Consider the following 21,909-nt stretch of genomic DNA (forward strand, 5'->3'; position numbering starts at 1 on the left):
GCTCAGTTCCCCTTGTCTTGGGTCAGGATGCGGTATTCAGCGCTACGGGCGTGGGCGGTCAGCGACTCGCCACGGGCCAGGACCGAGGCAGTGTGGCCGAGCTCGGACGCACCCTGCTCGGAGCAGAAGATGATCGACGAGCGCTTCTGGAAGTCATACACCCCCAGCGGCGACGAGAAACGCGCGGTGCCGGAAGTCGGCAGCACGTGGTTGGGGCCGGCGCAGTAGTCGCCCAGCGCTTCGCTGGTGTGGCGGCCCATGAAGATCGCGCCGGCGTGGCGGATCTGCGGCAACCAGGCTTGCGGGTCGGCGACCGACAGCTCCAGGTGCTCAGGGGCAATGCGGTTCGCCACCTCGATGGCCTGCTGCATGTCACGCACCTGGATCAGCGCACCACGGCCATTGATCGATTTCTCGATGATCTCGGCACGCTCCATGGTCGGCAGCAGCTTGTCGATGCTCGCGGCCACGCGGTCGAGGAACGCAGCATCCGGGCTGACCAGGATGGCCTGGGCGTCTTCATCGTGCTCGGCCTGGGAGAACAGGTCCATGGCGATCCAGTCCGGGTCAGTCTGGCCGTCGCACACCACGAGGATTTCCGAAGGGCCAGCGATCATGTCGATGCCGACCTGGCCGAACACGTGGCGCTTGGCGGTGGCCACGTAGATATTGCCCGGGCCGACAATCTTGTCCACCTGCGGCACACTTTCAGTGCCATAAGCCAGGGCCGCAACGGCCTGGGCACCACCAACAGTGAACACCCGGTCGACACCGGCAATGCAGGCGGCGGCCAGCACCAGTTCATTGACCTCGCCACGTGGGGTCGGCACCACCATCACCACTTCGGTAACGCCAGCGACCTTGGCCGGAATGGCGTTCATCAGCACCGACGACGGGTACGACGCCTTGCCACCAGGCACGTACAGGCCGGCCCGGTCCAGCGGGGTGACTTTCTGGCCGAGCACGGTGCCGTCAGCTTCGGTGTACTGCCAGGAGTCCTGCTTCTGCCGCTCGTGGTACAGGCGCACGCGATTGGCGGCGTTCTCCAGCGCTTCACGCTGGGCGTCGGTGATGCGAGTCAGGGCCAGCTCCAGGCGCTCGCGGCCGAGAATCAAGTCGTCGATGGACGTGGCGTCAACGCCATCGAAACGCTGGGTGAATTCCACCAGCGCGGCATCACCGCGCTCACGCACGGCCTTGATGATGTCGAGCACGCGCTGGTTGACCGCGTCATCGGACACACTTTCCCAGCTCAGCAGATGATCCAGATGTCGGGCGAAATCCGGATCAGCAGCGTTGAGACGGGCAATTGCAGTGGACACGGTCATGGCGAGGGCCTCGATTATTAGCGAATGCTCAGGCGCCCTAGGCTACCAGTCCATCCGCGCGGGCACCCGAGAAAAGTGGCTATGACGCGGATAGACGGGCGCGACAGCGAAGGCCGCGCGCAGGAGGTAGAGAGTCTTAGCCGCGGTGTCGCGATTCGACTGCTTTGCGCAGCGTGTCGATCAGGCTTTGGATGCGGGCGTGCTGCATCTTCATGGAGGCCTTGTTGACCACCAGGCGCGAACTGATCGTGGCGATCAGTTCCTGGGGCTCCAGGCCGTTGGCACGCAGGGTATTACCGGTGTCGACCACGTCGATGATCTTGTCGGCGAGGTTGATCAGTGGCGCCAGCTCCATCGAACCATACAGCTTGATGATGTCGACCTGGCGGCCTTGTTCGGCGTAATAACGCTTGGCCACGTTGACGAACTTGGTGGCGACGCGCAGGCGCCCCTTGGGCTCGGGCGCACCAACCACACCGGCGGTCATCAGCTTGCAGCGGGCAATCTGCAGGTCCAGCGGTTCATACAGGCCCTGGCCGCCGTACTCCATCAGCACGTCCTTGCCAGCCACACCGAGGTCGGCAGCACCATGCTCGACATAGGTCGGCACGTCGGTGGCACGCACGATCAGCAGGCGCACGTCGTCCTGCGTGGTGGGGATGATCAGCTTGCGGCTCTTGTCCGGGTTCTCGGTCGGCACGATGCCGGCCTCGGCCAGCAATGGCAGGGTATCGTCGAGAATACGGCCTTTGGAAAGCGCGATGGTCAACATTGGAACGTCGGTCCTTAAGCGGCTACTGCCGGCCGGGCTACTATCGCCCGACCGCATTCAATTCGAATGGCACGTCCCTGTGCCAGCGGGCGACTAGCCCGGTACGCGGCGGATTTTCGCGCCGAGCATCTGCAGTTTTTCCTCGATGCACTCGTAACCACGGTCGATGTGGTAGATGCGGTCGATCAGGGTGTCGCCTTCGGCGACCAGCGCCGACAGCACCAGGCTGGCGGATGCACGCAGGTCGGTGGCCATGACCGGAGCCCCTTTGAGGGCCGGTACGCCAGTGACGATCGCGGTGTTGCCTTCGACCTGGATCTGCGCGCCCATGCGGTGCATTTCGTACACATGCATGAAGCGGTTTTCGAAGATCGTCTCGATGACTGCGCCAGTGCCTTCGGCGATGGCGTTCAGCGAGATGAACTGCGCCTGCATGTCGGTCGGGAACGCCGGATACGGGGCGGTGCGCAGGTTGACGGCTTTCGGCCGCTTGCCGTGCATGTCCAGTTCGATCCAGTCCTCACCGGTAGTGAGGTCGGCGCCCGCTTCCTTCAGTTTTTCCAGAACCGCCTCGAGGATGGTCGGATCGGTGTCCTTGACCTTGACGCGACCGCCGGTCACGGCAGCGGCGACCAGGTAGGTACCCGTCTCGATACGGTCAGGCATTACACGGTAGCTGGCCGAGTGCAGGCGCTCGACGCCATCGATGGTGATGGTATCGGTACCGGCGCCCTGGACCTTGCCGCCCATGGCGTTGATGAAGTTGGCCAGGTCGACCACTTCAGGCTCGCGCGCAGCGTTCTGCAGCACGCTGCGGCCTTTGGCCAGGGCAGCGGCCATCATGATGTTCTCGGTACCGGTCACGCTGACGGTGTCGAAGAAGAAGTGCGCGCCGCGCAGGCCGCCCTCAGGCGCCTTGGCCTTGATGTAGCCGCCTTCGACCTCGATATGCGCGCCCATGGCCTCGAGGCCACGGATGTGCAGGTCGACCGGGCGCGAACCGATTGCGCAGCCACCTGGCAGTGCCACTTCGGCTTCACCGAAGCGCGCGACCATAGGGCCGAGCACCAGGATCGAGGCGCGCATGGTCTTGACCAGCTCGTAAGGGGCTACCAGGGTCTTGATGGTGCGCGGATCGATTTCCACCGCCAGCTTTTCGTCGATCACAGGCTCGATGCCCATGCGCCCGAACAGCTCGATCATGGTGGTGATGTCGTGCAGGTGCGGCAGGTTGCCCACGGTGACCGGGCCATCGGCCAGCAAGGTCGCCGCCAGGATCGGCAGAGCCGCGTTCTTCGCGCCGGAAATACGGATCTCGCCGTCAAGACGAGCGCCGCCAGTAATAATCAGTTTGTCCATTGGTGTCTCGCCGCCAAGTTGGCTCAGGTGCGCTCAGCCCAGGCTGCGCTGCTGAAAAATTTCATGGTTACCGCATGGATGCTGCCATTGGCAATCCACGGATTCAGGTGAGCATAGATCGCCTGCTGACGTTTGACCGGGCTCAGGCCAGCCAACTCGTCGCTGATCACGTTCAACTGGAAGTTGCAGCCTTCGCCTTCAACTTCGACCCGGGATCCCGGCAATTTCTCTTCAAGGAAGCTCTTAACTTCTACGGCCTGCATGCTCAACCTCAATCGGCGCCCGATGCGCACGGGTCGGCCATCATACAAAAAAGCCCCTCGCCTGCGAAGCCCAACGAAGGGGCTCGCGACCGAGGGGCCTCTCGTCACTGCCAAGCCATCAGCTTGCCAGCACCTCGTCGAGGTCATAAACCCCGGCAATCTCCCGCATGTCGTCGGGCATGCCGCGCACCTCGAAAGCCTTGCCGGCTGCCTGGGCATCACGGATGAACGCCAGCAGCAGCGACAGGCCGACACTGGTGGAGCGCCCCACAGCCGAACAGTCCAGCACCAGGCGCGCCTCACGGCAGGCGCCGATCAGCGCCTTGCCCTGCGTGCGCAGGGCCGGCCCGCTGCGGTAATCCAGTTCGCCGGCCAGGCACAGCACGCCCGGCTCGGCCATGGTTACAGCGGCTTCGCTCATTTGACGGTCTTCTCTGGCGAGTTGTCGGCAGCTTCCTTGGCCTTGGCCACTTCGCCGGCCCAGCCGTCAATGGTCTTGTCCAGGTCATTGCCGTTGCGCTGCATGGCGTCGGCGAACTGGTCGCGGAACAGCTTGCCAACGTTGATGCCGTTGACGATGACGTTACGCACCTTCCACTCGCCACCCAGGTTTTCCAGGGTGTACTGCACCGGGTACACGGCACCGTTGTTGCCGGTGACCTTCATGCCGACACTGGCGCGCTTGCCGTCATCAGCCTTGGCCGGGTCGACGGTGATGCCCTGGTTGTTGTACTCGAGCAGCGCATTGCCATAGAACTGCATCAGGCTGCGCTTGAAGTTTTCCTGGAAGCGCTGCATCTGCGCAGGGGTCGCCTTGCGCGAGTACTTGACGGTCATGATGCTCTTGGAAATACCGTCGGCGTCCACCACCGGGCCAAGGATGCGGTTGAGCGCATCGTAGAAGGCGTTAGGGTTGGCCTTGTACTGCTCCTTGTTGGCCTTGAGATCGCCAAGCAGTTCGGTGGTGGTGCTCTGCACCACGTCGTGCGGCGACTGCGCGGCCAAGGCCATCAGAGGGAAGGCCGCCAGCAACACCAGCAGGCCACGTCGCAGGATCGAAATCATGGAAACTCCTTAATTAGCCGGTTGCGCTTCTTTTGGTTCCTTGCCAACGGAGTTGAGCAGGAACTTGCCAATCAGATCTTCCAGCACCAGCGCCGACTGCGTGTCATGGATGGTGGCACCATCCTTGAGCACATCTTCTTCGCCGCCCACGCTGATACCGATGTACTTCTCGCCAAGCAAGCCGGCGGTCAGGATCGAAGCAGTGGAGTCGGTCGGCAGGTTGTTGACCGCCTTGTCCAATTGCAGCGTCACCCGGCCGGTGTAGGAATCACGGTCCAGATCGATGGCGGTGACCTTGCCGATCGTTACACCGGCCATGGTCACTTTAGCTCTGACCGTCAAACCGGCGATATTGTCGAAGTACGCATAAACTTTATAGGTATCGCTGCTCGGGCTGGCCGACAGCCCGCTGACACGCAGGGCCAGCAGCAGCAGTGCCAGGATCCCGGCCAGGAGGAACAGGCCGACACCGATTTCCAGGGTGCGGTTTTGCATCAGAAATCTCCAAACATCAAGGCGGTCAGAATAAAGTCCAGACCCAGTACTGCCAACGAGGCATAGACCACGGTCTTGGTGGTGGCGCGGCTGATCCCCTCTGAGGTGGGTTCGCAGTCGTACCCCTGGAATACGGCAATCCAGGTCGTGACGAAGGCGAATACCAGGCTCTTGATCAGCCCGTTGAGCACGTCGTCGGTAAAGGAAACGCTGTTCTGCATGTTGCCCCAGAACGAGCCTTCGTAAACGCCCAGCCAGTCAACTGCGACCCACGACCCCCCCCAGATACCGACCACGCTGAAGATCAACGCCAGCAGCGGCAGCGAGATGAAACCGGCCCACAGGCGTGGCGCGACGATGTACTTGAGCGGGTCGACGCCGATCATTTCCAGGCTCGACAACTGCTCGGTGGACTTCATGTTGCCGATTTCGGCGGTAAGCGCAGAACCGGCGCGGCCGGCGAACAACAGCGCGGTGACCACCGGACCGAGCTCACGCAGCAGGGTCAGGGCGACCATTTGCCCGACCGCCTGCTCGGAGCCGTACTTGGTCAGGATGCTGTAGCCCTGCAGGGCCAGCACCATGCCGATGAAAACGCCGGAAACGACGATGATCGCCAGCGACAGCACGCCCACCGAGTACAACTGCTTGGTCAGCAACTGGAAACCGCCGCCAATGCCGCCGCGACCGATCAGTGCATGGAACAGGAACAGGCACGAACGCCCGAGCACCGCCACCACGTCGATCGCCGAGCGCCCCAGCAGGCGGATACGTTCGAGTAAGGATTTTCTGCGCATCACCGCGCCCCCAGCAGATCGGCGCGGTAGTCAGGCGCGGGAAAGTGGAATGGCACCGGGCCGTCCGGGTCGCCTTTCATGAACTGGCGAATGCGCGGGTTGTCCGACCCCATCAGCTCGTCTGGCGTACCCTGGCCCAACACCTGGCCGTCACCGACCACATAGAGGTAGTCGGCGATACTGGCGGTTTCGGCCAGGTCGTGGGAAACCACGATACTGGTGATACCCAGGGCATCGTTGAGCAGGCGGATCAGCCGCACGAGCACGCCCATGGCAATTGGGTCCTGGCCGACGAACGGTTCATCGTACATGAGGATCTGCGGATCCAGGGCAATCGCCCGAGCCAGCGCCACCCGACGCTTCATGCCGCCGGACAGCTCGTCAGGCATCAGGTCGATGGCACCGCGCAGGCCAACGGCCTGCAGTTTCATCAAGACGATGTCCCGGATCATTTCGTCCGAAAGCTGGGTATGCACGCGCAAAGGAAATGCCACGTTCTCGAACACGTCGAGATCGGTAAACAGCGCACCGCTCTGGAACAACACGCCCATGTGCTTGCGTGCGTCGAACAGGTCGCTGCGCGACAGGCTCGGCAGGTTCTGCCCCGCCACCCACACTTCACCGCTCGACGGCCGTAGCTGCGCGCCCATAAGGCGTAGCAGCGTGGTCTTGCCGCAACCCGACGGCCCCATGATCCCGGTTACCTTGCCACGCGGGATACGGATGTCGACATTGCTGAAAATGCTGCGCGAACCGCGCTTGAAGGTGACTCCCTTCAACTCGACCGCGTAGGCGCTATCCACACTCATCTAGACTCCTTGCTAGTGCAGCCTCGCACTAATGGACGCCGGCCTTCATCGTGAAGGCACACGCACCCTTGGCAGGCCGAATAGCGGCGAACTATAGCACCGCTGACCGTGCGCCCCCAAGGGTGTGGAACAGGTCGTTCAGGGCAACGACAGGGTTTCATGACAATTGTTCAGGCAAACCAATGGATGAGGCTTTCCTCCATTGCAGCTATAATCGCCGCCTTTTAATCAGGCATTGCTTTTCGACATGAGCCAATCCAGCGAGCTTATCCAATCCGCCCAACGCACCTTGCGCCTTGAGCTGGAGGCCGTACAGGGCCTGACAGCCAGCATCGACGCGAATTTCGTCAAGGCCTGCGAGCTGATCCTCGCCAGCACAGGGCGGGTGGTGGTGGTCGGCATGGGCAAGTCTGGGCATATCGGCAACAAGATCGCCGCCACCCTGGCCAGCACCGGCACCCCGGCATTTTTCGTGCACCCGGCCGAAGCCAGCCACGGCGACATGGGCATGATCACCCGGGATGATGTGATCCTGGCGCTGTCAAACTCCGGCAGCACAGCCGAAATCGTTACTTTGCTGCCATTGATCAAGCGCCTCGGTATCCAGCTGATCAGCCTGACCGGCAACCCGGACTCGCCACTGGCCCAGGCCGCCGAGGTCAACCTCGACGCACGCGTTGCCCAGGAAGCCTGCCCGCTGAATCTGGCGCCGACCTCCTCCACCACTGCCGCGCTGGTGCTGGGCGACGCGCTCGCCATCGCACTGCTCGAGGCGCGCGGTTTCACCGCAGAAGACTTCGCCTTCTCGCACCCCGGCGGTGCACTGGGCCGCCGCCTGCTGCTCAAGGTCGAGAACGTCATGCATGCCGGCGACGAGCTACCACAGGTTCAGCGCGGTACACTGCTCAAGGATGCCCTGCTCGAAATGTCGCGCAAGGGCCTGGGCATGACCGTGGTCCTGGAGCAGGACGGCACCCTCGCCGGTATCTTCACCGATGGCGACCTGCGCCGTAGCCTGGACCGCAACATCGATGTTCACACCACCCTGATCGACCAGGTGATGACCGTACACGGCAGGACCGCTCGCGCCGAGATGCTCGCCGCCGAAGCGCTGAAAATCATGGAAGACCACAAGATCAGCGCCCTGGTGGTTGTGGACAAGGACGACCGGCCGACCGGCGCCCTGAACATGCACGACCTGCTGCGCGCTGGCGTGATGTAAAGGAGAACGAACAGATGACTCTAGATCTCATGCAACGCGGCAAGGCGATCAAGCTCGCCGTTTTCGACGTAGACGGCGTACTCACCGATGGCCGCCTGTACTTCCTCGAAGATGGCAGCGAATTCAAGACCTTCAACACCCTCGATGGCCAGGGCATCAAAATGCTCATGACCTCCGGCGTGACCACGGCAATCATCAGTGGTCGCAAGACTCCAGTGGTAGAGCGCCGGGCGAAAAACCTCGGCATTCCTCATCTTTATCAGGGCCGCGAGGACAAATTGACAGTGCTCGACGGCCTGCTCGCCGAACTGGGCCTAAGCTATGAACAGGTCGCCTACCTGGGCGACGACCTGCCTGACCTGCCGGTGATTCGCCGGGTAGGCCTGGGCATTGCCGTCGCCAACGCCGCACCGTTCGTCCGCCAGCACGCCCACGGAGTAACCCAGGCTCGCGGCGGCGAAGGCGCTGCACGCGAATTCTGCGAACTGATCATGCAGGCCCAGGGTACCCTGGACGCTGCCAACGCCAACTACCTTTAAGGCTGCCCATGTTCAGCAAGAAAGCCCGCAATTTTGCGCTGCTGGCGGTGATCGCCGCCCTGCTGGTAGCAGTCGGCTACTGGAATGTCAGCCCCGAGAGCTTCCTCGAAAAGCCGGCGGCCCAAGTTGATGAAAGCGCCATCGACTATTACGCGATCAACGCGCACAGCGTGCAGTTCCTGCCCGACGGCAAGCTGCAGTACGAAATGACTGCCGACAAGGTCGAGCATCTCAGGGCCAGCGAAGTCACCCTGCTGACCACGCCCGACCTGCACATGTACCGGGGCACCGAGTACCCTTGGCATGTGCAGAGCGAACGCGCCGAAGTCAACCCGGATGGCACCGAGGTCGAACTGATCGACAACGTCCGCGTGCAACGCACCGACGAAAAGCAGCGTGAACTCGTCGTTACCAGCTCACGCATGACCGTATTCCCGCAGAAGCAATATGCGCAGACCGAGCAAGCCGTTAGAATCGACGGCGCCGGTGGCACAACTACGGGCAAAGGAATGAAAGCGTATTTGAAAGAAGGCAAGATTGACTTGCTCTCTAACGTAAGAGGACAGTATGAGGCTCGTTAAAACCCTCCCCCTTTTGCTCAGCCTGAGCGCAGCACTGGGAAGCGCGAGCGCCTTCGCCCTGCCGACCGACCGTGACCAGCCTATTCGCATCCAGGCCGACAACGCGCACCTGGACGACAAGCAAGGCGTGGCCACCTACACCGGCGATGTGATCATCACCCAGGGCTCGATGATGATCAAAGGCAACACCGTGACCATGACCCGTGCCGCCAACGGCGACATCGACGTGGTGACTTCGGTGGGCAACCTGGCCTACTTCGAGCAGCAGCAGAGCACGGCCAAGCCTGACAAGATGAAAGGCTGGGCCGTGACCATCCAGTACCAGGCCCAGAAAGACACGGTGATTCTCACCGATCGCGCCAAGGTCGAGAACGAAGGCAACACCACCGAAGGCGAGAAGATCGTCTACAACACCAAGACCCAGGTTGCGACCGCCGGTCGTGGTGGCAACGTGACTCAGCCACGTCAGCGCATCGACATGGTGATCCAGCCGAAGAAGAAGGCCGAGTAAATGGCAACCCTCAAAGCCCAGCACCTGGCCAAGAGCTACAAGGGGCGGCAAGTCGTGCGCGATGTCAGCCTGTCGATCGACAGCGGGCAGATCGTCGGCCTGCTCGGCCCCAATGGCGCCGGCAAGACCACCTGCTTCTACATGATCGTAGGCCTGGTCCAGGCCGACCAGGGGCGCGTGCTGATCGATAACCTCGATGTCAGCCACCAGCCCATGCACGGGCGCGCCCGCGCCGGTATCGGCTACCTGCCGCAGGAAGCCTCGATCTTCCGCAAGCTGTCGGTGGCCGACAACATCATGGCCATTCTCGAGACCCGCAAGGACATCGACCGCGAAGGCCGGCGCAAAGAACTGGAAAGCCTGCTGCAGGAATTCCACATCAGCCACATCCGCGACAACCTCGGCATGAGCCTTTCCGGTGGTGAACGCCGCCGGGTCGAAATTGCCCGCGCCCTGGCCACTGCACCGAAGTTCATCCTGCTGGACGAACCGTTTGCCGGTGTCGACCCGATCTCCGTGGGCGACATCAAGCAGATCATCCATCACCTCAAGGCCAAGGGCATCGGTGTACTGATCACCGACCACAACGTCCGTGAAACCTTGGATATCTGCGAAACCGCCTACATCGTGAACGATGGTCAGCTGATCGCCGAAGGTGACGCCGAGACCATCCTGGCCAATGACCTGGTCAAGGAAGTCTACCTGGGCCACGAGTTCCGACTCTGACCCCGGGATCTGCCTGGAGCGCTGGCAATAACGCCCTGTCGGGGCTTAAGTTGTTACAGCGCTCTAGGCAAACGCTACAATTTGAGGCATAAAACTTGCTTGAATTTGGCGCTCCGGCGCCCTCGTGTAGTGGATGGCGCATGCGCGCCGGCGAACAAGGTATTAAGCCCCAGCCATGAAACCATCGCTCGTCCTAAAAATGGGCCAGCAACTGACGATGACTCCTCAGTTGCAACAGGCCATCCGCCTACTTCAGCTCTCCACCCTGGACCTCCAACAGGAAATCCAGGAAGCGCTGGAGTCCAATCCGATGCTCGAACGTCAGGAAGACGGCGACGACTTCGACAATAGCGACCCGATGGCGGACAACGCCGAGAACAAGCCGGCCGCCGAAGTTCAGGACAACAGCTTCCAGGAAAGCACCAGCAGTGCCGAAACCCTGGAAGACGGTGAGTGGAACGAGCGAATCCCCAACGAGCTGCCAGTCGACACCGCCTGGGAAGACATCTACCAGACCAGCGCCAGCAGCCTGCCGAGCAACGATGACGACGAGTGGGACTTCACCACCCGCACATCGGCCGGCGAAAGCCTGCAGAGCCACCTGCTGTGGCAGCTGAACCTGGCACCGATGTCCGATACCGACCGCCTGATCGCCGTCACCCTGATCGACAGCATCAACGGCCAGGGCTACCTGGAAGACACCCTCGAAGAAATCTGTGCAGGCTTCGACCCGGAGCTGGACATCGAGCTCGACGAGGTCGAGGCAGTGCTGCACCGAATTCAACAGTTCGAGCCAGCCGGCGTCGGCGCACGCACCCTGGGCGAGTGCCTGCTGCTGCAACTGCGCCAGCTGCTTGCCAGCACCCCGTGGATCAGCGAAGCCCAGCGCCTGGTCACCGACTTCATCGACCTGCTCGGCAGCCGCGACTACAGCCAGCTGATGCGCCGCATGAAGCTCAAGGAAGACGAGTTGCGCCAGGTGATCGAGCTGGTGCAAAGCCTCAACCCGCGGCCAGGTTCGCAGATCGAGTCGAGCGAGCCGGAATACGTTGTACCTGATGTGATCGTGCGCAAGGACAGCGACCGCTGGCTGGTCGAGCTGAACCAGGAAGCGATCCCGCGCCTGCGGGTCAACCCGCAGTACGCAGGCTTCGTCCGCCGCGCCGATACCAGCGCCGACAACACCTTCATGCGCAATCAGCTGCAAGAGGCACGCTGGTTCATCAAGAGCCTGCAAAGCCGCAACGAAACGCTGATGAAGGTCGCCACGCAGATTGTCGAGCACCAGCGCGGCTTCCTCGACCACGGCGACGAAGCGATGAAGCCATTGGTTTTGCATGACATCGCCGAAGCTGTGGGCATGCATGAGTCGACCATTTCGCGTGTGACCACGCAGAAATACATGCACACCCCACGTGGCATCTATGAACTGAAATACTTTTTCTCCAGCCACGTCAGCACTGCCGAAGGCGGAGAATGCTCGTCTACAGCGATCCGCGCGATCATCAAGAAACTGGTTGCGGCGGAAAATCAGAAAAAGCCATTGAGTGACAGCAAGATCGCTGGTTTACTGGAGGCACAAGGCATCCAGGTAGCCCGTCGCACCGTCGCCAAGTACCGCGAGTCTCTCGGCATCGCACCGTCGAGCGAGCGCAAGCGACTGATGTAGCCCCTGGATGTGCCACAGCGTTTGTGGGGCAGGTGCAAGACCTGCCTCTTTATGCACGGGCAACAAAGGAGAAGCTGTATGCAAGTCAATATCAGTGGACAGCATGTAGAAGTCACCCAGCCACTGCGCGATTATGTGCTCGAAAAGCTCGCTCGCGTGGAAAGTCACTTCGACAAGATCACCAACGTGCAGGTCATCATGAAAGTCGAGAAACTGCAGCAGAAGGTCGAGGCGACCCTGCAGATTCCAGGCGGTGAAGTGGTTGCCAACGCGGAACACGAAGACATGTATGCAGCGATCGACGCCTTGGCCGACAAGCTCGACCGCCAACTGAAAAAACACAAGGAAAAACAGCAAAGCTTGCTGCAAGGTGCAGCCGCCCGCTGATCCCTCTCATCCATGATCCGACTTGAAACCATCCTGACCCCCGGCCGTTCCCTGGTGAACGTGCCGGGCGTCAGCAGTAAAAAACGCGCGCTGGAAACGATCGCCACTGCGGTCCACCGCGAAGTCCCCGAGCTTGATGAGCAAGATCTCTTCGAGAAGCTGATCGCCCGCGAAAAACTGGGCTCCACTGGATTTGGCAATGGCATCGCAATCCCGCATTGCCGCCTCAAGGGTTGCGAGAGCCCGGTAAGTGCCCTGCTCCACCTCGCCGCCCCCATTGATTTCGACGCCATCGACGGCGCGCCAGTGGACTTGCTGTTCGTCCTGCTGGTGCCAGAAGCCGCCACCGATGCGCACCTCGAACTGCTCCGCCAGATCGCCAGCATGCTCGATCGCAAGGAAGTCCGTGATCGCCTGCGTGCAGCCAGCAGCAGCGAAGCGTTGTATCAAGTCGTCCTGGACGTACAGAACGGGAGCTGAACATGCGCCTGATCATCGTTAGCGGCCGGTCCGGCTCCGGCAAGAGCACCGCCCTCGATGTACTGGAAGACAACGGCTATTACGTCATCGACAACCTGCCAGCCGGGCTGCTGCCGCAGCTGGCGGAAAACGCGTTGATCAATACCGAGCTTTTGCAACCCAAGGTGGCAGTGAGCATCGATGCACGCAACCTGCCTAGCCACCTGTCACGCTTCCCCGAACTGCTCGAAGAAGCCCGCGCACGCCACATCAAGTGTGACGTGCTGTACCTCGACGCCGACGAGGACACGCTGCTCAAGCGCTTCTCGGAAACGCGCCGACGGCACCCGTTAACCAACGCCGACCGCTCGTTGGCCGAGGCCATACGCGTGGAAAGCGAACTGCTGGGGCCGATTGCTGATCTTGCCGACCTGAAGATCGACACCACCAGACTCAACCTGTATCAGTTGCGCGATACGATCAAGTTGCGCCTGCTCAACCAGCCCGAACCAGGCACCGCATTCCTGGTCGAATCGTTCGGCTTCAAGCGCGGCATGCCTGTCGACGCCGACCTGGTGTTCGATGTTCGCTGCCTGCCGAATCCCTATTGGAAGCCTGAGCTGCGGGAGCATTCCGGCCTGGAGCAACCGGTCATCGATTACCTGGCTGCACAGCCGGACGTCGAGGAAATGTTTAACGACATTTCAAGCTACTTGCTCAAATGGCTGCCGCGCTTTGCTGCCAGCAACCGCGCCTATGTCACCATCGCCATTGGCTGCACGGGTGGGCACCACCGCTCGGTCTACATCACCGAACGCTTGGGCCAACTGCTGCAGCAATCCCTGAAAAACGTCCAGGTTCGCCATCGCGACCTCTAGCCCACAGGATCCACCGCACGATGCCCGCCCGCGAAATCACCATCATCAACAAGCTGGGCCTGCATGCCCGGGCGGCAGCCAAGTTCGTCGGCGTGGCCGGCAAGTACCCTTGCCAGGTCCGCGTAGGTCGTGCGCCCGACAAGCTGGTGGACGGCAAGAGCATCATGGCGGTGATGATGTTGGCTGCGGGCAAAGGCACCCAGGTGCACCTGCTGACCGAAGGTGAGCAGGATAACGACGCCCTGGAAGCCCTGGTAGCACTGATCAACAACTACTTCGACGAAGGCGAGTAAGTCACCTGGTGCTTACCGCGGTACTTTCAGTGCCTGTAAGATCCAGCGCCGCCCGCGCGGCGCATCGCGGATAAATCCGCTCCTACATGTGTTGCAACGTAGCCATGCCTGACAGGCCATGGTTGTCAGCCGGTTTGCGAGGCTCAAGTCATGCGCAAGGGCTGGCAACTATGGCGCAACAGGTTCGGCACGTTGCAACACATGTAGGAGCGGATTTATCCGCGATGCGCCGCGCGGGCGGCGCTCGATCTCACAGGCGCAAAAAATATCCCGGTGAACATCAAGACATTGCCGTATCCATCACCATCATCAGGCAGAAGCCGATGCACAGCCCCAGGCTGGCCAAGCGGTGATGCCCATTGCTGCGCGACTCGGGAATGATCTCCTGGGTCACCACCAGCAACATCGCCCCGGCCGCACAGGCCAGGCCCACCGGCAACAGCAACGCTGCCATGTTCACCAGCCAGGCACAGATTACTGCAGCCAGCGGCTCGACCAGGCCAGAGGCGGCGCCAATCAGAAACGCCTGGAAGCGCGGCATCCCCGCCCCTGCCAGCACCAGTGCTATCACCAACCCCTCAGGTACATCCTGCAAGGCAATACCCATCGCCAGGCTGTCGGCATCGGCCATGCCGCCTCCGGCAGACACCCCGATGGCCATGCCCTCGGGTATGTTATGAGCAATGATGGCGATCACGAACAACCAGATCCGCGCGGCGATCACTGGTTGATTCTCGGTGCCAACCAACGCCTCCGGCGAAGCACCGCAGACCTTGAGATCGACCAGGAACAGGCACAGAGCGCCGAGCATCAGGCCGAAGCTGATCAGGCCTCCGGCGCCCCAAGGGCTGAAGCCAATGGCCTGGGCAGCCTCCAGCCCGGGGATGATCAGCGAGAACGCCGTGGCCGCCAGCATCACCCCAGCTCCAAAGCCCAGCAAGGTATCGGCCAAAGCCACCGGCATGTTGCGAATCACCAGCACCGGTACTGCGCCCAATGCCGTACCCAGCGCGCACAGTGCGCCACCTTCCAGGGCACGCAGCATGCGCGGCTCCAGGTCCAGCCAGGCAATGCCTCGGGCCAGCAGCAACGCGGTGCCGGCCAGTAACAGCAAAGTTCCCAACGCCAACCGGAACAGGCGCACACTGCTGACAGACATCACCTCGGAGCGCATACCGGGCCGACTCACTTCAAGGCTTCGTGATAGCGGCGATCCACTTCCGCCCAGTCAATCACGTTGTAAAAGGCACCAATGTATTCCGGGCGACGGTTCTGGTATTTCAGGTAATAAGCATGCTCCCAGACGTCCAGGCCAAGAATCGGCGTGTTGCCGTGCATCAGCGGGCTGTCCTGGTTGCCGCTGCTTTCCACCACCAGTTGTTTTTGCGGGGTAACACTGAGCCAGGCCCAGCCGCTGCCGAAGCGAGTCAGCGCGGCCTTGGTGAAGGCGTCCTTGAACACCTCGAAACCACCCAGCTCGGCATTGATGGCCTTGGCCAGCTGACCGCGTGGCAAGCCACCTCCCTGGGGTGACATGACTGTCCAGAACAGGCTGTGGTTGGCATGGCCACCACCGTGATTGGTAACCGCACCGCGCAGGTTTTCGGGCAGTTGCTTGACCGCCCCGACCAGCTTCTCGACTGGCCATTCGGCCCACTCGGTGCCCTCGATGGCCATGTTCAGGCCATTGACGTAGGTCTGGTGGTGCTTGGTGTGGTGGATTTCCATGGTTTGCGCATCGATGTGCGGTTCCAGTGCATCGTAGGCGTAAGTCAGTGCAGGCAAGGTATGCGGCATATCAATGGATTCCGTAGGCATGTGTACTGGGCGCCACGTCTGGCTGGCCAGCAAGTTCGCTGACCCCGGCGCCGTGGCGGTTGAGCAGGCGCTCGGTACGTGGGTACTGGCCGTACTCGGCGATGAAACTCAGCAGTTCGGTGTAGGTGCGCCCGCTGTGGCGCAGCGCTGCGTCACGCAGCGTCTGTGGCAAACGTGCTTCCTGGCTGGCCTGAAGCAATCGCTGATGAGCGGCACACAGGTAGTCGGCGCTCTCATGCGGCTGGTTCAGACGCAGGTGCAGGTCGGCCAGGTTGTGATGGGCGATGACCAGCGCAGCCACCGCTTCATCGACGTCATGCCAGCGCTCGAACAGCACCTGGGCCAAGGCCAGGGCTTGCAGATAGTGTTCCCGGGCATCGACCAGCTCGCCCTGCTTGAACAGGCGGTTGGCCGCCTCGGTTGTGCGTTTCCAGTGCTGCATGACGTTGCTCCCTCTGGGCGCTACGGCTTGTCAGATGCCGCCGGCAGTGAGTTTTTCCGGATCCAGCAGCGCCTCGAGCTGATCACGTGACAGGTCGGTGTGCTCCAGTGCCACATCGATGATCGGGCGTCCCTGCTGGTAAGCGGTCTTGGCGATTTCAGCGGCCTTGAGGTAGCCGATGATCGGGTTCAGCGCGGTGACCAGGATCGGGTTGCGGGCCAAGGCTTCCTTGAGCTTGCCTTCGTTGACCTTGAAGCTGGCAATGGCCTTGTCGGCCAGCAGCCGGCTGACATTGGCCATCAGCTCGATGCTCTCCAGCAGGTTGCGGGCGATCACCGGCAGCATCACGTTCAGTTCGAAGTTGCCCGACTGGCCGGCCACCGCGATGGTGGCGTCGTTGCCGATCACCTGGGCGGCGACCATGGCGGTGGCTTCCGGAATCACCGGGTTGACCTTGCCCGGCATGATCGACGACCCCGGTTGCAGGCCCTGCAGCTCGATTTCGCCCAGGCCGGCCAAGGGGCCCGAGTTCATCCAGCGCAGGTCGTTGGCAATCTTCATCAGCGCCACGGCGGTGGTCTTGAGCTGACCAGACAGTGCCACGGCAGTGTCCTGGGAACCGATCAGGGCGAACAGGTTATGGCCAGGGGTAAACTCGACCTTGGTAAGGCCGCTCAACTGGCGCGCGAAACCCGCAGCGAACTGGGGATGGGCGTTGATCCCGGTACCTACGGCGGTTCCACCCTGGGCCAGCGCCTGCAGGCTCGGCAGGGTTGCCTGGATATGCGCCTTGGCGCCGTTGACCTGCGCGGCCCAGCCATCGAGCACCTGGCTCATGCGTACCGGCATGGCATCCATCAGGTGGGTGCGGCCGGTTTTCACATGGTGATGCACCTGCGCCGACTTGGCCTCGATCACCTGCACCAGATGGCTCAGCGCCGGTAACAGTTGCTCATGCAGGGCCAGGGCGGCACTCACGTGGATGGTGGTCGGGATGATGTCGTTGCTGCTCTGGCCACAGTTGACGTGGTCGTTGGCATTGACAGGCTCGCCAAGGATGCGGCTGGCCAGGGTGGCGATCACTTCGTTGGCGTTCATGTTCGAACTGGTGCCAGAACCGGTCTGGAACACATCCACCGGGAAATGCTCGATGAAATCTTCGGCCAACAGCTGCTCGACTGCCTTGACGATCGCCTGGCCCTGCCCTGCCGACAGTTGCTCCAGTTCGATGTTGGCCTTCGCCGCAGCGGCCTTGGCCAGCAACAGGGCGCGGATGAACTGGGCCGGCATGCGCTGACCGCTGACCGGGAAGTTGTCGACCGCGCGCTGGGTCTGGGCGCCATACAGGGCCTTGGCCGGCACCTGCAGCTCGCCCATGCTGTCACGCTCGATACGGGTATCACTCATCTTCAAATCCTTGCATCAGTTCATCGGGAGAAATCGACGGCAGCAGCCGGCAGTTGGCCAGCTGCAAGGCATAAGGCTGCCAGCGCTGGTTCTGCTCGCGGCGATCGAGGTTGCGCAGGTCGAGCAGTGGGCGCCAGGCCTGATCCAGGCACAGGCAGCGCCAGTGCCACGGCAACATGCGGTCGCAGGCGGTATCCAGCAGCAGGCGGAAGGAAGTCAGCGCCACAGTCCATGGCGAGGTTTCAGTGCAGCACACCAGGTAACGGCCTTCGGCCAGGTAGTGCTCGATCAGACGCGGCTCGTCGGGCTCGAGGGCGCAGCGAATGCGCCGGCTGAGCCAGCGCCAGTTTTCCAGGTAGGGAAGTTCGCGGAGGACGGGTTTCATGAACATCATCGCCGGGTTACTGGATAATGATATTCATTATTAAGTGATAAATAGAATCACTTCAAGTGTTGAACGATGAAAGAAAAACCCGGCGCGATGGCCGGGTTTCAATGTCACGGAGCAATTTTGGCGGCTATCAACTGCCAGCGACAGTCATCCGCTCGATCAGAACCGAGCCCGTGTGGATATTGCTTCGGGTCTCAAGATCACTGCCAATCGCGACAATTTGCTGGAACATATCCTTCATGTTGCCGGCAATGGTCACCTCCTGCACTGCATGCTGGATCTCGCCATTCTCGACCCAGAAGCCCGCCGCACCGCGCGAGTAATCGCCGGTCACCATGTTCAGGCCATGGCCCATCAACTCGGTTACCAGCAGACCACGGCCCATGCGCCGGATCAGCGCCGCCTGGTCTTCGACGCCATGGGTGACATACAAGTTGTGCACACCGCCAGCGTTGGCGGTGCTCGGCAGGCCCAGCTTGCGCCCGGAATAGGTGCCCAGCAGGTATGACACCAGCTCGCCTTTGTCGACGAACGGCTTGGCGTAGGTCGCCAGGCCGTCACCGTCGAATGCAGCGCTGCCCAGTGCTCGCGGAATGTGCGGGCGCTCGTCGAGGGTCAACCAGGACGGGAACAGACGCTGGCCGATGGCACCGTCGAGGAACGACGATTTGCGGTACAGGTTGCCCCCCGAGATCGCCGACAGGAAGCTGCCGAACAGGCCACCGGCCAGCTCGGCGGAGAACAGTACTGGCACTTCGCAGGTCGGTACCGGCCGCGCACCCAGTCGGCTGGCGGCACGCTGCGCGGCGCGCACGCCAATGCTGCGCGGGTCGGCCAGCAGGTTGCCCTGGCGGTTCACGTCATACCAGTAGTCACGCTGCATCTGGCCATCGCCTTCGGCGATCATCACGCAGCTCAGGCTATGCCGGGTCGAGGCGTAGCCACCGATGAAGCCGTGGCTGTTACCGTACACGCGGCAACCTTGGTGAGTATTCAGGGTGGTGCCATCGGCATTGAGGATGCGCTTGTCGGCGTCGAACGCCGCCGCCTCACAGGCCAGCGCCATCTCGATGGCTTTCTCCGGCTCGATGTCCCAGTCGTGATACAGGTCGAGGTCGGGGATCTCGCGGGCCATCAGCGCGGCGTCAGCCAGGCCCGAGCATTCGTCCTCGGACGTGTGCTTGGCAATCGCCAAAGCGGCGGCCACGGTTTCGCGGATAGCCTCAGGGCCACTGGCCGAGGTACTGGCCGAACCCTTGCGCTGGCCGACATAGAGGGTGATGCCAAAGCCTTGGTCGCGGTTGAACTCGACCGTCTCGACCTCGCGCTGACGCACCGTGGTGGACAGGCCCTGCTCCAGCGATACCGCCACTTCGCAGGCACTGGCGCCTTGCTTGCGGGCTTCTGCAATGATCGCTTCGACCTGCTCCTGCAACGCTGGCAGGTCCTTGGGGCCTACGCTCTGGACTGCACTCATGGTTTTCTCCACTCAAATTCTGCGTACGGCGAGGGTCATTCTACGACCGGGCCGGACAAGCGGCCCCCGACTGGTTATCATGGCGGCGATTTCTAGCGGACTGCCACCATGGTTGATTCATACGACGACGCCTTCGACGGCGAAAAAAGCAAAACCCAGATCAAGCGCGAGCTGCATGCGCTGGTCGAACTTGGCGAGCGCCTGACCACGGTCAAGGCCGACACCCTGGCGCGCCTGCCGCTCACCGACGAGCTGCGCAAGGCCCTGGCCGACGCCAGCAAGCACACCGCCCATGGCGCACGCAAACGCCACATGTCGTTCGTCGGCAAGCTGATGCGCGACCAGGACCTGGACGCCATCCACGCCGTGCTTGAGCAGATCGACAGCTCCAGCCGCCAGTACAACGAGCGCTTCCACAACCTGGAGCGCTGGCGCGACCGCCTGATCGACGGTAACGACGAAGACCTCGAGCGTTTCGTCAACGAATACCCCGAGACCGATCGCCAGCAGCTGCGCTCGCTGATCCGTCATGCCCAGCACGAAAAGGCGCGGAACAAACCGCCTGCCGCTGCGCGCAAGGTGTTCAAGTACATCCGCGACCTCGACGAGATGCAGCGCGGCCTGCGCTGAAGCCTGGCGCGGTGCCCTTGTAGGAGCGGCCTTGCGTCGCGATTGGGCTGCGTAGCAGCCCCAGCTATTTCTGCAGTATCGCTGAAACCCTGGGGCCGCTTGGCGGCCCCTTCGCGACACGAGGCCGCGCCTACAGGCAGCGCGCATCATCAAGCGCCAGTACCGCCCACGGTAATCGCGTCCAGCTTCAAGGTCGGCTGCCCAACGCCTACCGGCACCGATTGCCCATCCTTGCCGCACGTTCCCACACCACTGTCCAGCGCCAGGTCGTTACCGACCATCGACACCCGGCTCATTGCCTCAGGCCCGTTGCCGATCAAGGTCGCGCCTTTGACGGGGGCCGTGATCTTGCCGTCTTCGATCAAGTAGGCTTCGCTGGTGGAAAACACGAACTTGCCACTGGTGATATCGACCTGGCCACCGCCGAGGTTGGCGCAATAGATGCCCTTCTTCACCGAGGCGATGATTTCTTGTGGGTCGCTTTCGCCGGCAAGCATGTAGGTGTTGGTCATGCGCGGCATCGGCAGGTGCGCATAAGACTCGCGACGACCATTGCCGGTAACCGCCATGCCCATCAGGCGCGCATTGAGCTTGTCCTGCATGTAGCCCTTGAGGATGCCGTTCTCGATCAGCGTGGTGCATTCGGTCGGCGTACCTTCGTCATCGACACTCAACGAGCCGCGGCGACCTTCAAGGGTACCGTCATCGACGATGGTGCACAGGCTGGAGGCAACCTTCTGGCCGATCCGGCCACTGAACGCCGAGCTGCCCTTGCGGTTGAAGTCGCCTTCCAGGCCATGGCCCACCGCTTCGTGCAGCAACACACCCGACCAGCCGGAACCCAGCACCACCGGTAAAGTACCGGCCGGAGCGGGGATAGCTTCGAGGTTGACCAGCGCCTGGCGCAACGCTTCGCGGGCATAGCCCATGACGCGTTCTTCAGTGAAGAAGCGGTAGTCGGTACGCCCGCCACCGCCCTGCCCGCCGCGCTCGCGACGGCCATTGTGTTCGACGATGACGCTGACGTTGAAACGCACCAGCGGGCGCACATCGGCGGCCAGGCTACCGTCGGCGGCGGCAATCAGGATGCGCTCCCAGACCCCGGCCATGCTTACGCTGACCTGCTGGATACGTGGGTCGAGGGCACGGGTGGCTGCATCGACACGCTTGAGCAGCTCGACCTTCTCGGCACGGCTGAGCACGTCCAGCGGGTTGTCCGGCGCGTACAGCGCCGCCACGTCCTGGCTGCGGAAGGCCTGCACCGTGCCGTTCTGGCCGGCGCGGGAAATCGAGCGGGCCGCACGGGCCGCCGAGGTCAGCGCCTCGAGGTTGATCGCATTGCTGTAGGCGAAGCCCGTCTTCTCGCCGGACTGGGCACGCACACCCACGCCCTGGTCAAGGTTGAAGCTGCCCTCTTTGACGATGCCGTCCTCCAGCGCCCAGGTTTCCGAAATCTGGCCCTGGAAATACAGGTCGGCGGCGTCGATGCCAGGGCCGGCCAGTTCGCCCAGCACGCTCTGCAGGCTGTCGAGGGTGAGTCCGCCCGGGGCCAGGAGCTGCTCGCTGACGGTGGATAACATCTGGCTCATAG

27 protein-coding genes are annotated in these 21,909 nt (G+C 62.2%); 11 read left to right on the forward strand and 16 right to left on the reverse strand.

Annotation, left to right across the window (positions count from 1 at the left end):
- Positions 1–2: 2 nt before the first annotated feature.
- From hisD to APH27_RS09415, 9 genes are all read right to left on the reverse strand, one after another.
- Complete coding sequence (hisD, locus tag APH27_RS09375; protein WP_060484650.1) at positions 3–1,328, reverse strand: histidinol dehydrogenase; 1,326 nt, start codon at positions 1,326–1,328, stop codon at positions 3–5.
- Positions 1,329–1,464: 136 nt separating this feature from the next.
- Entirely contained in the window at positions 1,465–2,100 is a 636-nt protein-coding gene (gene hisG / locus APH27_RS09380) for an ATP phosphoribosyltransferase (RefSeq protein WP_027920204.1), read from the reverse strand.
- 93 nt (positions 2,101–2,193) lie between these two features.
- Complete coding sequence (gene murA, locus APH27_RS09385) at positions 2,194–3,459, reverse strand: UDP-N-acetylglucosamine 1-carboxyvinyltransferase (protein WP_027920205.1); 1,266 nt, start codon at positions 3,457–3,459, stop codon at positions 2,194–2,196.
- A 23-nt stretch (positions 3,460–3,482) separates the two neighbouring features.
- Positions 3,483–3,722: a BolA family protein gene (locus tag APH27_RS09390; protein ID WP_003255121.1), complete on the reverse strand. Its 240-nt coding sequence runs from the start codon at positions 3,720–3,722 to the stop codon at positions 3,483–3,485.
- Positions 3,723–3,840: 118 nt separating this feature from the next.
- Positions 3,841–4,143 (reverse strand): lipid asymmetry maintenance protein MlaB, encoded by a 303-nt coding sequence (locus APH27_RS09395; RefSeq protein WP_027920206.1) that lies wholly within the window; start codon positions 4,141–4,143, stop codon positions 3,841–3,843.
- The gene (locus APH27_RS09400) at positions 4,140–4,787 is read right to left on the reverse strand and encodes a phospholipid-binding protein MlaC (protein ID WP_027920207.1); all 648 of its coding nucleotides are present in this window, start codon (positions 4,785–4,787) and stop codon (positions 4,140–4,142) included. The genes APH27_RS09395 and APH27_RS09400 overlap by 4 nt, the downstream gene beginning before the upstream one ends.
- Before the next feature lie 9 nt (positions 4,788–4,796).
- Positions 4,797–5,282, reverse strand: a complete 486-nt coding sequence (gene mlaD / locus APH27_RS09405) for an outer membrane lipid asymmetry maintenance protein MlaD (protein ID WP_027920208.1) — start codon at positions 5,280–5,282, stop codon at positions 4,797–4,799.
- On the reverse strand, positions 5,282–6,079 hold the full coding sequence (mlaE, locus tag APH27_RS09410; RefSeq protein ID WP_027920209.1) for a lipid asymmetry maintenance ABC transporter permease subunit MlaE: 798 nt from the start codon (positions 6,077–6,079) through the stop codon (positions 5,282–5,284). Before mlaE ends, mlaD begins: the two co-directional genes overlap by 1 nt.
- Positions 6,079–6,888 (reverse strand): ATP-binding cassette domain-containing protein, encoded by an 810-nt coding sequence (locus APH27_RS09415; RefSeq protein WP_027920210.1) that lies wholly within the window; start codon positions 6,886–6,888, stop codon positions 6,079–6,081. The genes mlaE and APH27_RS09415 overlap by 1 nt, the downstream gene beginning before the upstream one ends.
- A gap of 247 nt (positions 6,889–7,135) precedes the next feature.
- Here APH27_RS09415 and APH27_RS09420 point away from each other — a divergent pair, with 247 nt between their 5' ends.
- The 10 genes from APH27_RS09420 (at position 7,136) to APH27_RS09465 (ending at position 14,153) form a co-directional block, all read left to right on the forward strand.
- Positions 7,136–8,110: a KpsF/GutQ family sugar-phosphate isomerase gene (locus APH27_RS09420; RefSeq protein ID WP_027920211.1), complete on the forward strand. Its 975-nt coding sequence runs from the start codon at positions 7,136–7,138 to the stop codon at positions 8,108–8,110.
- A gap of 14 nt (positions 8,111–8,124) precedes the next feature.
- Entirely contained in the window at positions 8,125–8,649 is a 525-nt protein-coding gene (locus APH27_RS09425) for an HAD family hydrolase (protein ID WP_027920212.1), read from the forward strand.
- Between the two features lie 8 nt (positions 8,650–8,657).
- On the forward strand, positions 8,658–9,230 hold the full coding sequence (gene lptC / locus APH27_RS09430) for an LPS export ABC transporter periplasmic protein LptC (protein ID WP_027920213.1): 573 nt from the start codon (positions 8,658–8,660) through the stop codon (positions 9,228–9,230).
- Positions 9,217–9,741: a lipopolysaccharide transport periplasmic protein LptA gene (lptA, locus tag APH27_RS09435; protein ID WP_027595608.1), complete on the forward strand. Its 525-nt coding sequence runs from the start codon at positions 9,217–9,219 to the stop codon at positions 9,739–9,741. Before lptC ends, lptA begins: the two co-directional genes overlap by 14 nt.
- Positions 9,742–10,467 carry an LPS export ABC transporter ATP-binding protein gene (gene lptB / locus APH27_RS09440; RefSeq protein ID WP_027920214.1) on the forward strand — a complete coding sequence of 242 codons (726 nt, stop codon included), beginning with the start codon at positions 9,742–9,744 and terminating at the stop codon, positions 10,465–10,467.
- 175 nt (positions 10,468–10,642) lie between these two features.
- Positions 10,643–12,136, forward strand: a complete 1,494-nt coding sequence (locus APH27_RS09445; protein WP_060484651.1) for an RNA polymerase factor sigma-54 — start codon at positions 10,643–10,645, stop codon at positions 12,134–12,136.
- A 78-nt stretch (positions 12,137–12,214) separates the two neighbouring features.
- Positions 12,215–12,523, forward strand: a complete 309-nt coding sequence (gene hpf / locus APH27_RS09450) for a ribosome hibernation-promoting factor, HPF/YfiA family (RefSeq protein WP_003255135.1) — start codon at positions 12,215–12,217, stop codon at positions 12,521–12,523.
- Between the two features lie 12 nt (positions 12,524–12,535).
- Positions 12,536–13,003 (forward strand): PTS IIA-like nitrogen regulatory protein PtsN, encoded by a 468-nt coding sequence (gene ptsN / locus APH27_RS09455; protein ID WP_027920216.1) that lies wholly within the window; start codon positions 12,536–12,538, stop codon positions 13,001–13,003.
- Between the two features lie 2 nt (positions 13,004–13,005).
- Complete coding sequence (gene rapZ / locus APH27_RS09460; RefSeq protein ID WP_027920217.1) at positions 13,006–13,860, forward strand: RNase adapter RapZ; 855 nt, start codon at positions 13,006–13,008, stop codon at positions 13,858–13,860.
- Between the two features lie 20 nt (positions 13,861–13,880).
- Positions 13,881–14,153, forward strand: coding sequence for an HPr family phosphocarrier protein (locus tag APH27_RS09465; protein WP_027920218.1), 273 nt, complete (start codon positions 13,881–13,883; stop codon positions 14,151–14,153).
- 280 nt (positions 14,154–14,433) lie between these two features.
- Here the strand turns inward: APH27_RS09465 and APH27_RS09470 are convergent, their stop codons facing one another.
- The 6 genes from APH27_RS09470 to pmbA form a co-directional block, all read right to left on the reverse strand.
- Positions 14,434–15,327: a ZIP family metal transporter gene (locus APH27_RS09470; RefSeq protein ID WP_027920219.1), complete on the reverse strand. Its 894-nt coding sequence runs from the start codon at positions 15,325–15,327 to the stop codon at positions 14,434–14,436.
- An 11-nt stretch (positions 15,328–15,338) separates the two neighbouring features.
- Positions 15,339–15,950 (reverse strand): superoxide dismutase, encoded by a 612-nt coding sequence (locus APH27_RS09475; protein ID WP_060484652.1) that lies wholly within the window; start codon positions 15,948–15,950, stop codon positions 15,339–15,341.
- Position 15,951: 1 nt separating this feature from the next.
- Positions 15,952–16,413, reverse strand: a complete 462-nt coding sequence (locus tag APH27_RS09480) for a hypothetical protein (RefSeq protein ID WP_060484653.1) — start codon at positions 16,411–16,413, stop codon at positions 15,952–15,954.
- Between the two features lie 30 nt (positions 16,414–16,443).
- Positions 16,444–17,820, reverse strand: a complete 1,377-nt coding sequence (locus APH27_RS09485; RefSeq protein WP_060484654.1) for a lyase family protein — start codon at positions 17,818–17,820, stop codon at positions 16,444–16,446.
- Positions 17,813–18,214: a hypothetical protein gene (locus APH27_RS09490; protein WP_060484655.1), complete on the reverse strand. Its 402-nt coding sequence runs from the start codon at positions 18,212–18,214 to the stop codon at positions 17,813–17,815. Before APH27_RS09490 ends, APH27_RS09485 begins: the two co-directional genes overlap by 8 nt.
- Positions 18,215–18,341: 127 nt before the next feature.
- A complete protein-coding gene (pmbA, locus tag APH27_RS09495) occupies positions 18,342–19,688 on the reverse strand; it encodes a metalloprotease PmbA (RefSeq protein WP_027920224.1) in 1,347 nt (448 codons plus the stop codon).
- Positions 19,689–19,796: 108 nt separating this feature from the next.
- On the opposite strand from pmbA, the gene yjgA reads away from it, so the two are divergent.
- Positions 19,797–20,318 carry a ribosome biogenesis factor YjgA gene (gene yjgA, locus APH27_RS09500; protein ID WP_027920225.1) on the forward strand — a complete coding sequence of 174 codons (522 nt, stop codon included), beginning with the start codon at positions 19,797–19,799 and terminating at the stop codon, positions 20,316–20,318.
- 149 nt (positions 20,319–20,467) lie between these two features.
- On the opposite strand, the gene tldD is transcribed toward yjgA, so the two are convergent.
- On the reverse strand, positions 20,468–21,907 hold the full coding sequence (tldD, locus tag APH27_RS09505) for a metalloprotease TldD (RefSeq protein ID WP_060484656.1): 1,440 nt from the start codon (positions 21,905–21,907) through the stop codon (positions 20,468–20,470).
- Between the last annotated feature and the right edge of the window lie 2 nt (positions 21,908–21,909).

Origin of the sequence: Pseudomonas sp. NBRC 111123, assembly GCF_001320205.1 — a bacterium.
Taxonomy (GTDB): domain Bacteria; phylum Pseudomonadota; class Gammaproteobacteria; order Pseudomonadales; family Pseudomonadaceae; genus Aquipseudomonas; species Aquipseudomonas putida_J.

Coding starts and splice junctions, on each gene's coding strand:
- hisD (WP_060484650.1), bottom strand. CDS start 1,328: ATGACCGTGTCCACTGCAATTGCCCGTCTCAACGCTGCTGATCCGGAT.
- hisG (WP_027920204.1), bottom strand. CDS start 2,100: ATGTTGACCATCGCGCTTTCCAAAGGCCGTATTCTCGACGATACCCTG.
- murA (WP_027920205.1), bottom strand. CDS start 3,459: ATGGACAAACTGATTATTACTGGCGGCGCTCGTCTTGACGGCGAGATC.
- APH27_RS09390 (WP_003255121.1), bottom strand. CDS start 3,722: ATGCAGGCCGTAGAAGTTAAGAGCTTCCTTGAAGAGAAATTGCCGGGA.
- APH27_RS09395 (WP_027920206.1), bottom strand. CDS start 4,143: ATGAGCGAAGCCGCTGTAACCATGGCCGAGCCGGGCGTGCTGTGCCTG.
- APH27_RS09400 (WP_027920207.1), bottom strand. CDS start 4,787: ATGATTTCGATCCTGCGACGTGGCCTGCTGGTGTTGCTGGCGGCCTTC.
- mlaD (WP_027920208.1), bottom strand. CDS start 5,282: ATGCAAAACCGCACCCTGGAAATCGGTGTCGGCCTGTTCCTCCTGGCC.
- mlaE (WP_027920209.1), bottom strand. CDS start 6,079: ATGCGCAGAAAATCCTTACTCGAACGTATCCGCCTGCTGGGGCGCTCG.
- APH27_RS09415 (WP_027920210.1), bottom strand. CDS start 6,888: ATGAGTGTGGATAGCGCCTACGCGGTCGAGTTGAAGGGAGTCACCTTC.
- APH27_RS09420 (WP_027920211.1), top strand. CDS start 7,136: ATGAGCCAATCCAGCGAGCTTATCCAATCCGCCCAACGCACCTTGCGC.
- APH27_RS09425 (WP_027920212.1), top strand. CDS start 8,125: ATGACTCTAGATCTCATGCAACGCGGCAAGGCGATCAAGCTCGCCGTT.
- lptC (WP_027920213.1), top strand. CDS start 8,658: ATGTTCAGCAAGAAAGCCCGCAATTTTGCGCTGCTGGCGGTGATCGCC.
- lptA (WP_027595608.1), top strand. CDS start 9,217: ATGAGGCTCGTTAAAACCCTCCCCCTTTTGCTCAGCCTGAGCGCAGCA.
- lptB (WP_027920214.1), top strand. CDS start 9,742: ATGGCAACCCTCAAAGCCCAGCACCTGGCCAAGAGCTACAAGGGGCGG.
- APH27_RS09445 (WP_060484651.1), top strand. CDS start 10,643: ATGAAACCATCGCTCGTCCTAAAAATGGGCCAGCAACTGACGATGACT.
- hpf (WP_003255135.1), top strand. CDS start 12,215: ATGCAAGTCAATATCAGTGGACAGCATGTAGAAGTCACCCAGCCACTG.
- ptsN (WP_027920216.1), top strand. CDS start 12,536: ATGATCCGACTTGAAACCATCCTGACCCCCGGCCGTTCCCTGGTGAAC.
- rapZ (WP_027920217.1), top strand. CDS start 13,006: ATGCGCCTGATCATCGTTAGCGGCCGGTCCGGCTCCGGCAAGAGCACC.
- APH27_RS09465 (WP_027920218.1), top strand. CDS start 13,881: ATGCCCGCCCGCGAAATCACCATCATCAACAAGCTGGGCCTGCATGCC.
- APH27_RS09470 (WP_027920219.1), bottom strand. CDS start 15,327: ATGCGCTCCGAGGTGATGTCTGTCAGCAGTGTGCGCCTGTTCCGGTTG.
- APH27_RS09475 (WP_060484652.1), bottom strand. CDS start 15,950: ATGCCGCATACCTTGCCTGCACTGACTTACGCCTACGATGCACTGGAA.
- APH27_RS09480 (WP_060484653.1), bottom strand. CDS start 16,413: ATGCAGCACTGGAAACGCACAACCGAGGCGGCCAACCGCCTGTTCAAG.
- APH27_RS09485 (WP_060484654.1), bottom strand. CDS start 17,820: ATGAGTGATACCCGTATCGAGCGTGACAGCATGGGCGAGCTGCAGGTG.
- APH27_RS09490 (WP_060484655.1), bottom strand. CDS start 18,214: ATGATGTTCATGAAACCCGTCCTCCGCGAACTTCCCTACCTGGAAAAC.
- pmbA (WP_027920224.1), bottom strand. CDS start 19,688: ATGAGTGCAGTCCAGAGCGTAGGCCCCAAGGACCTGCCAGCGTTGCAG.
- yjgA (WP_027920225.1), top strand. CDS start 19,797: ATGGTTGATTCATACGACGACGCCTTCGACGGCGAAAAAAGCAAAACC.
- tldD (WP_060484656.1), bottom strand. CDS start 21,907: ATGAGCCAGATGTTATCCACCGTCAGCGAGCAGCTCCTGGCCCCGGGC.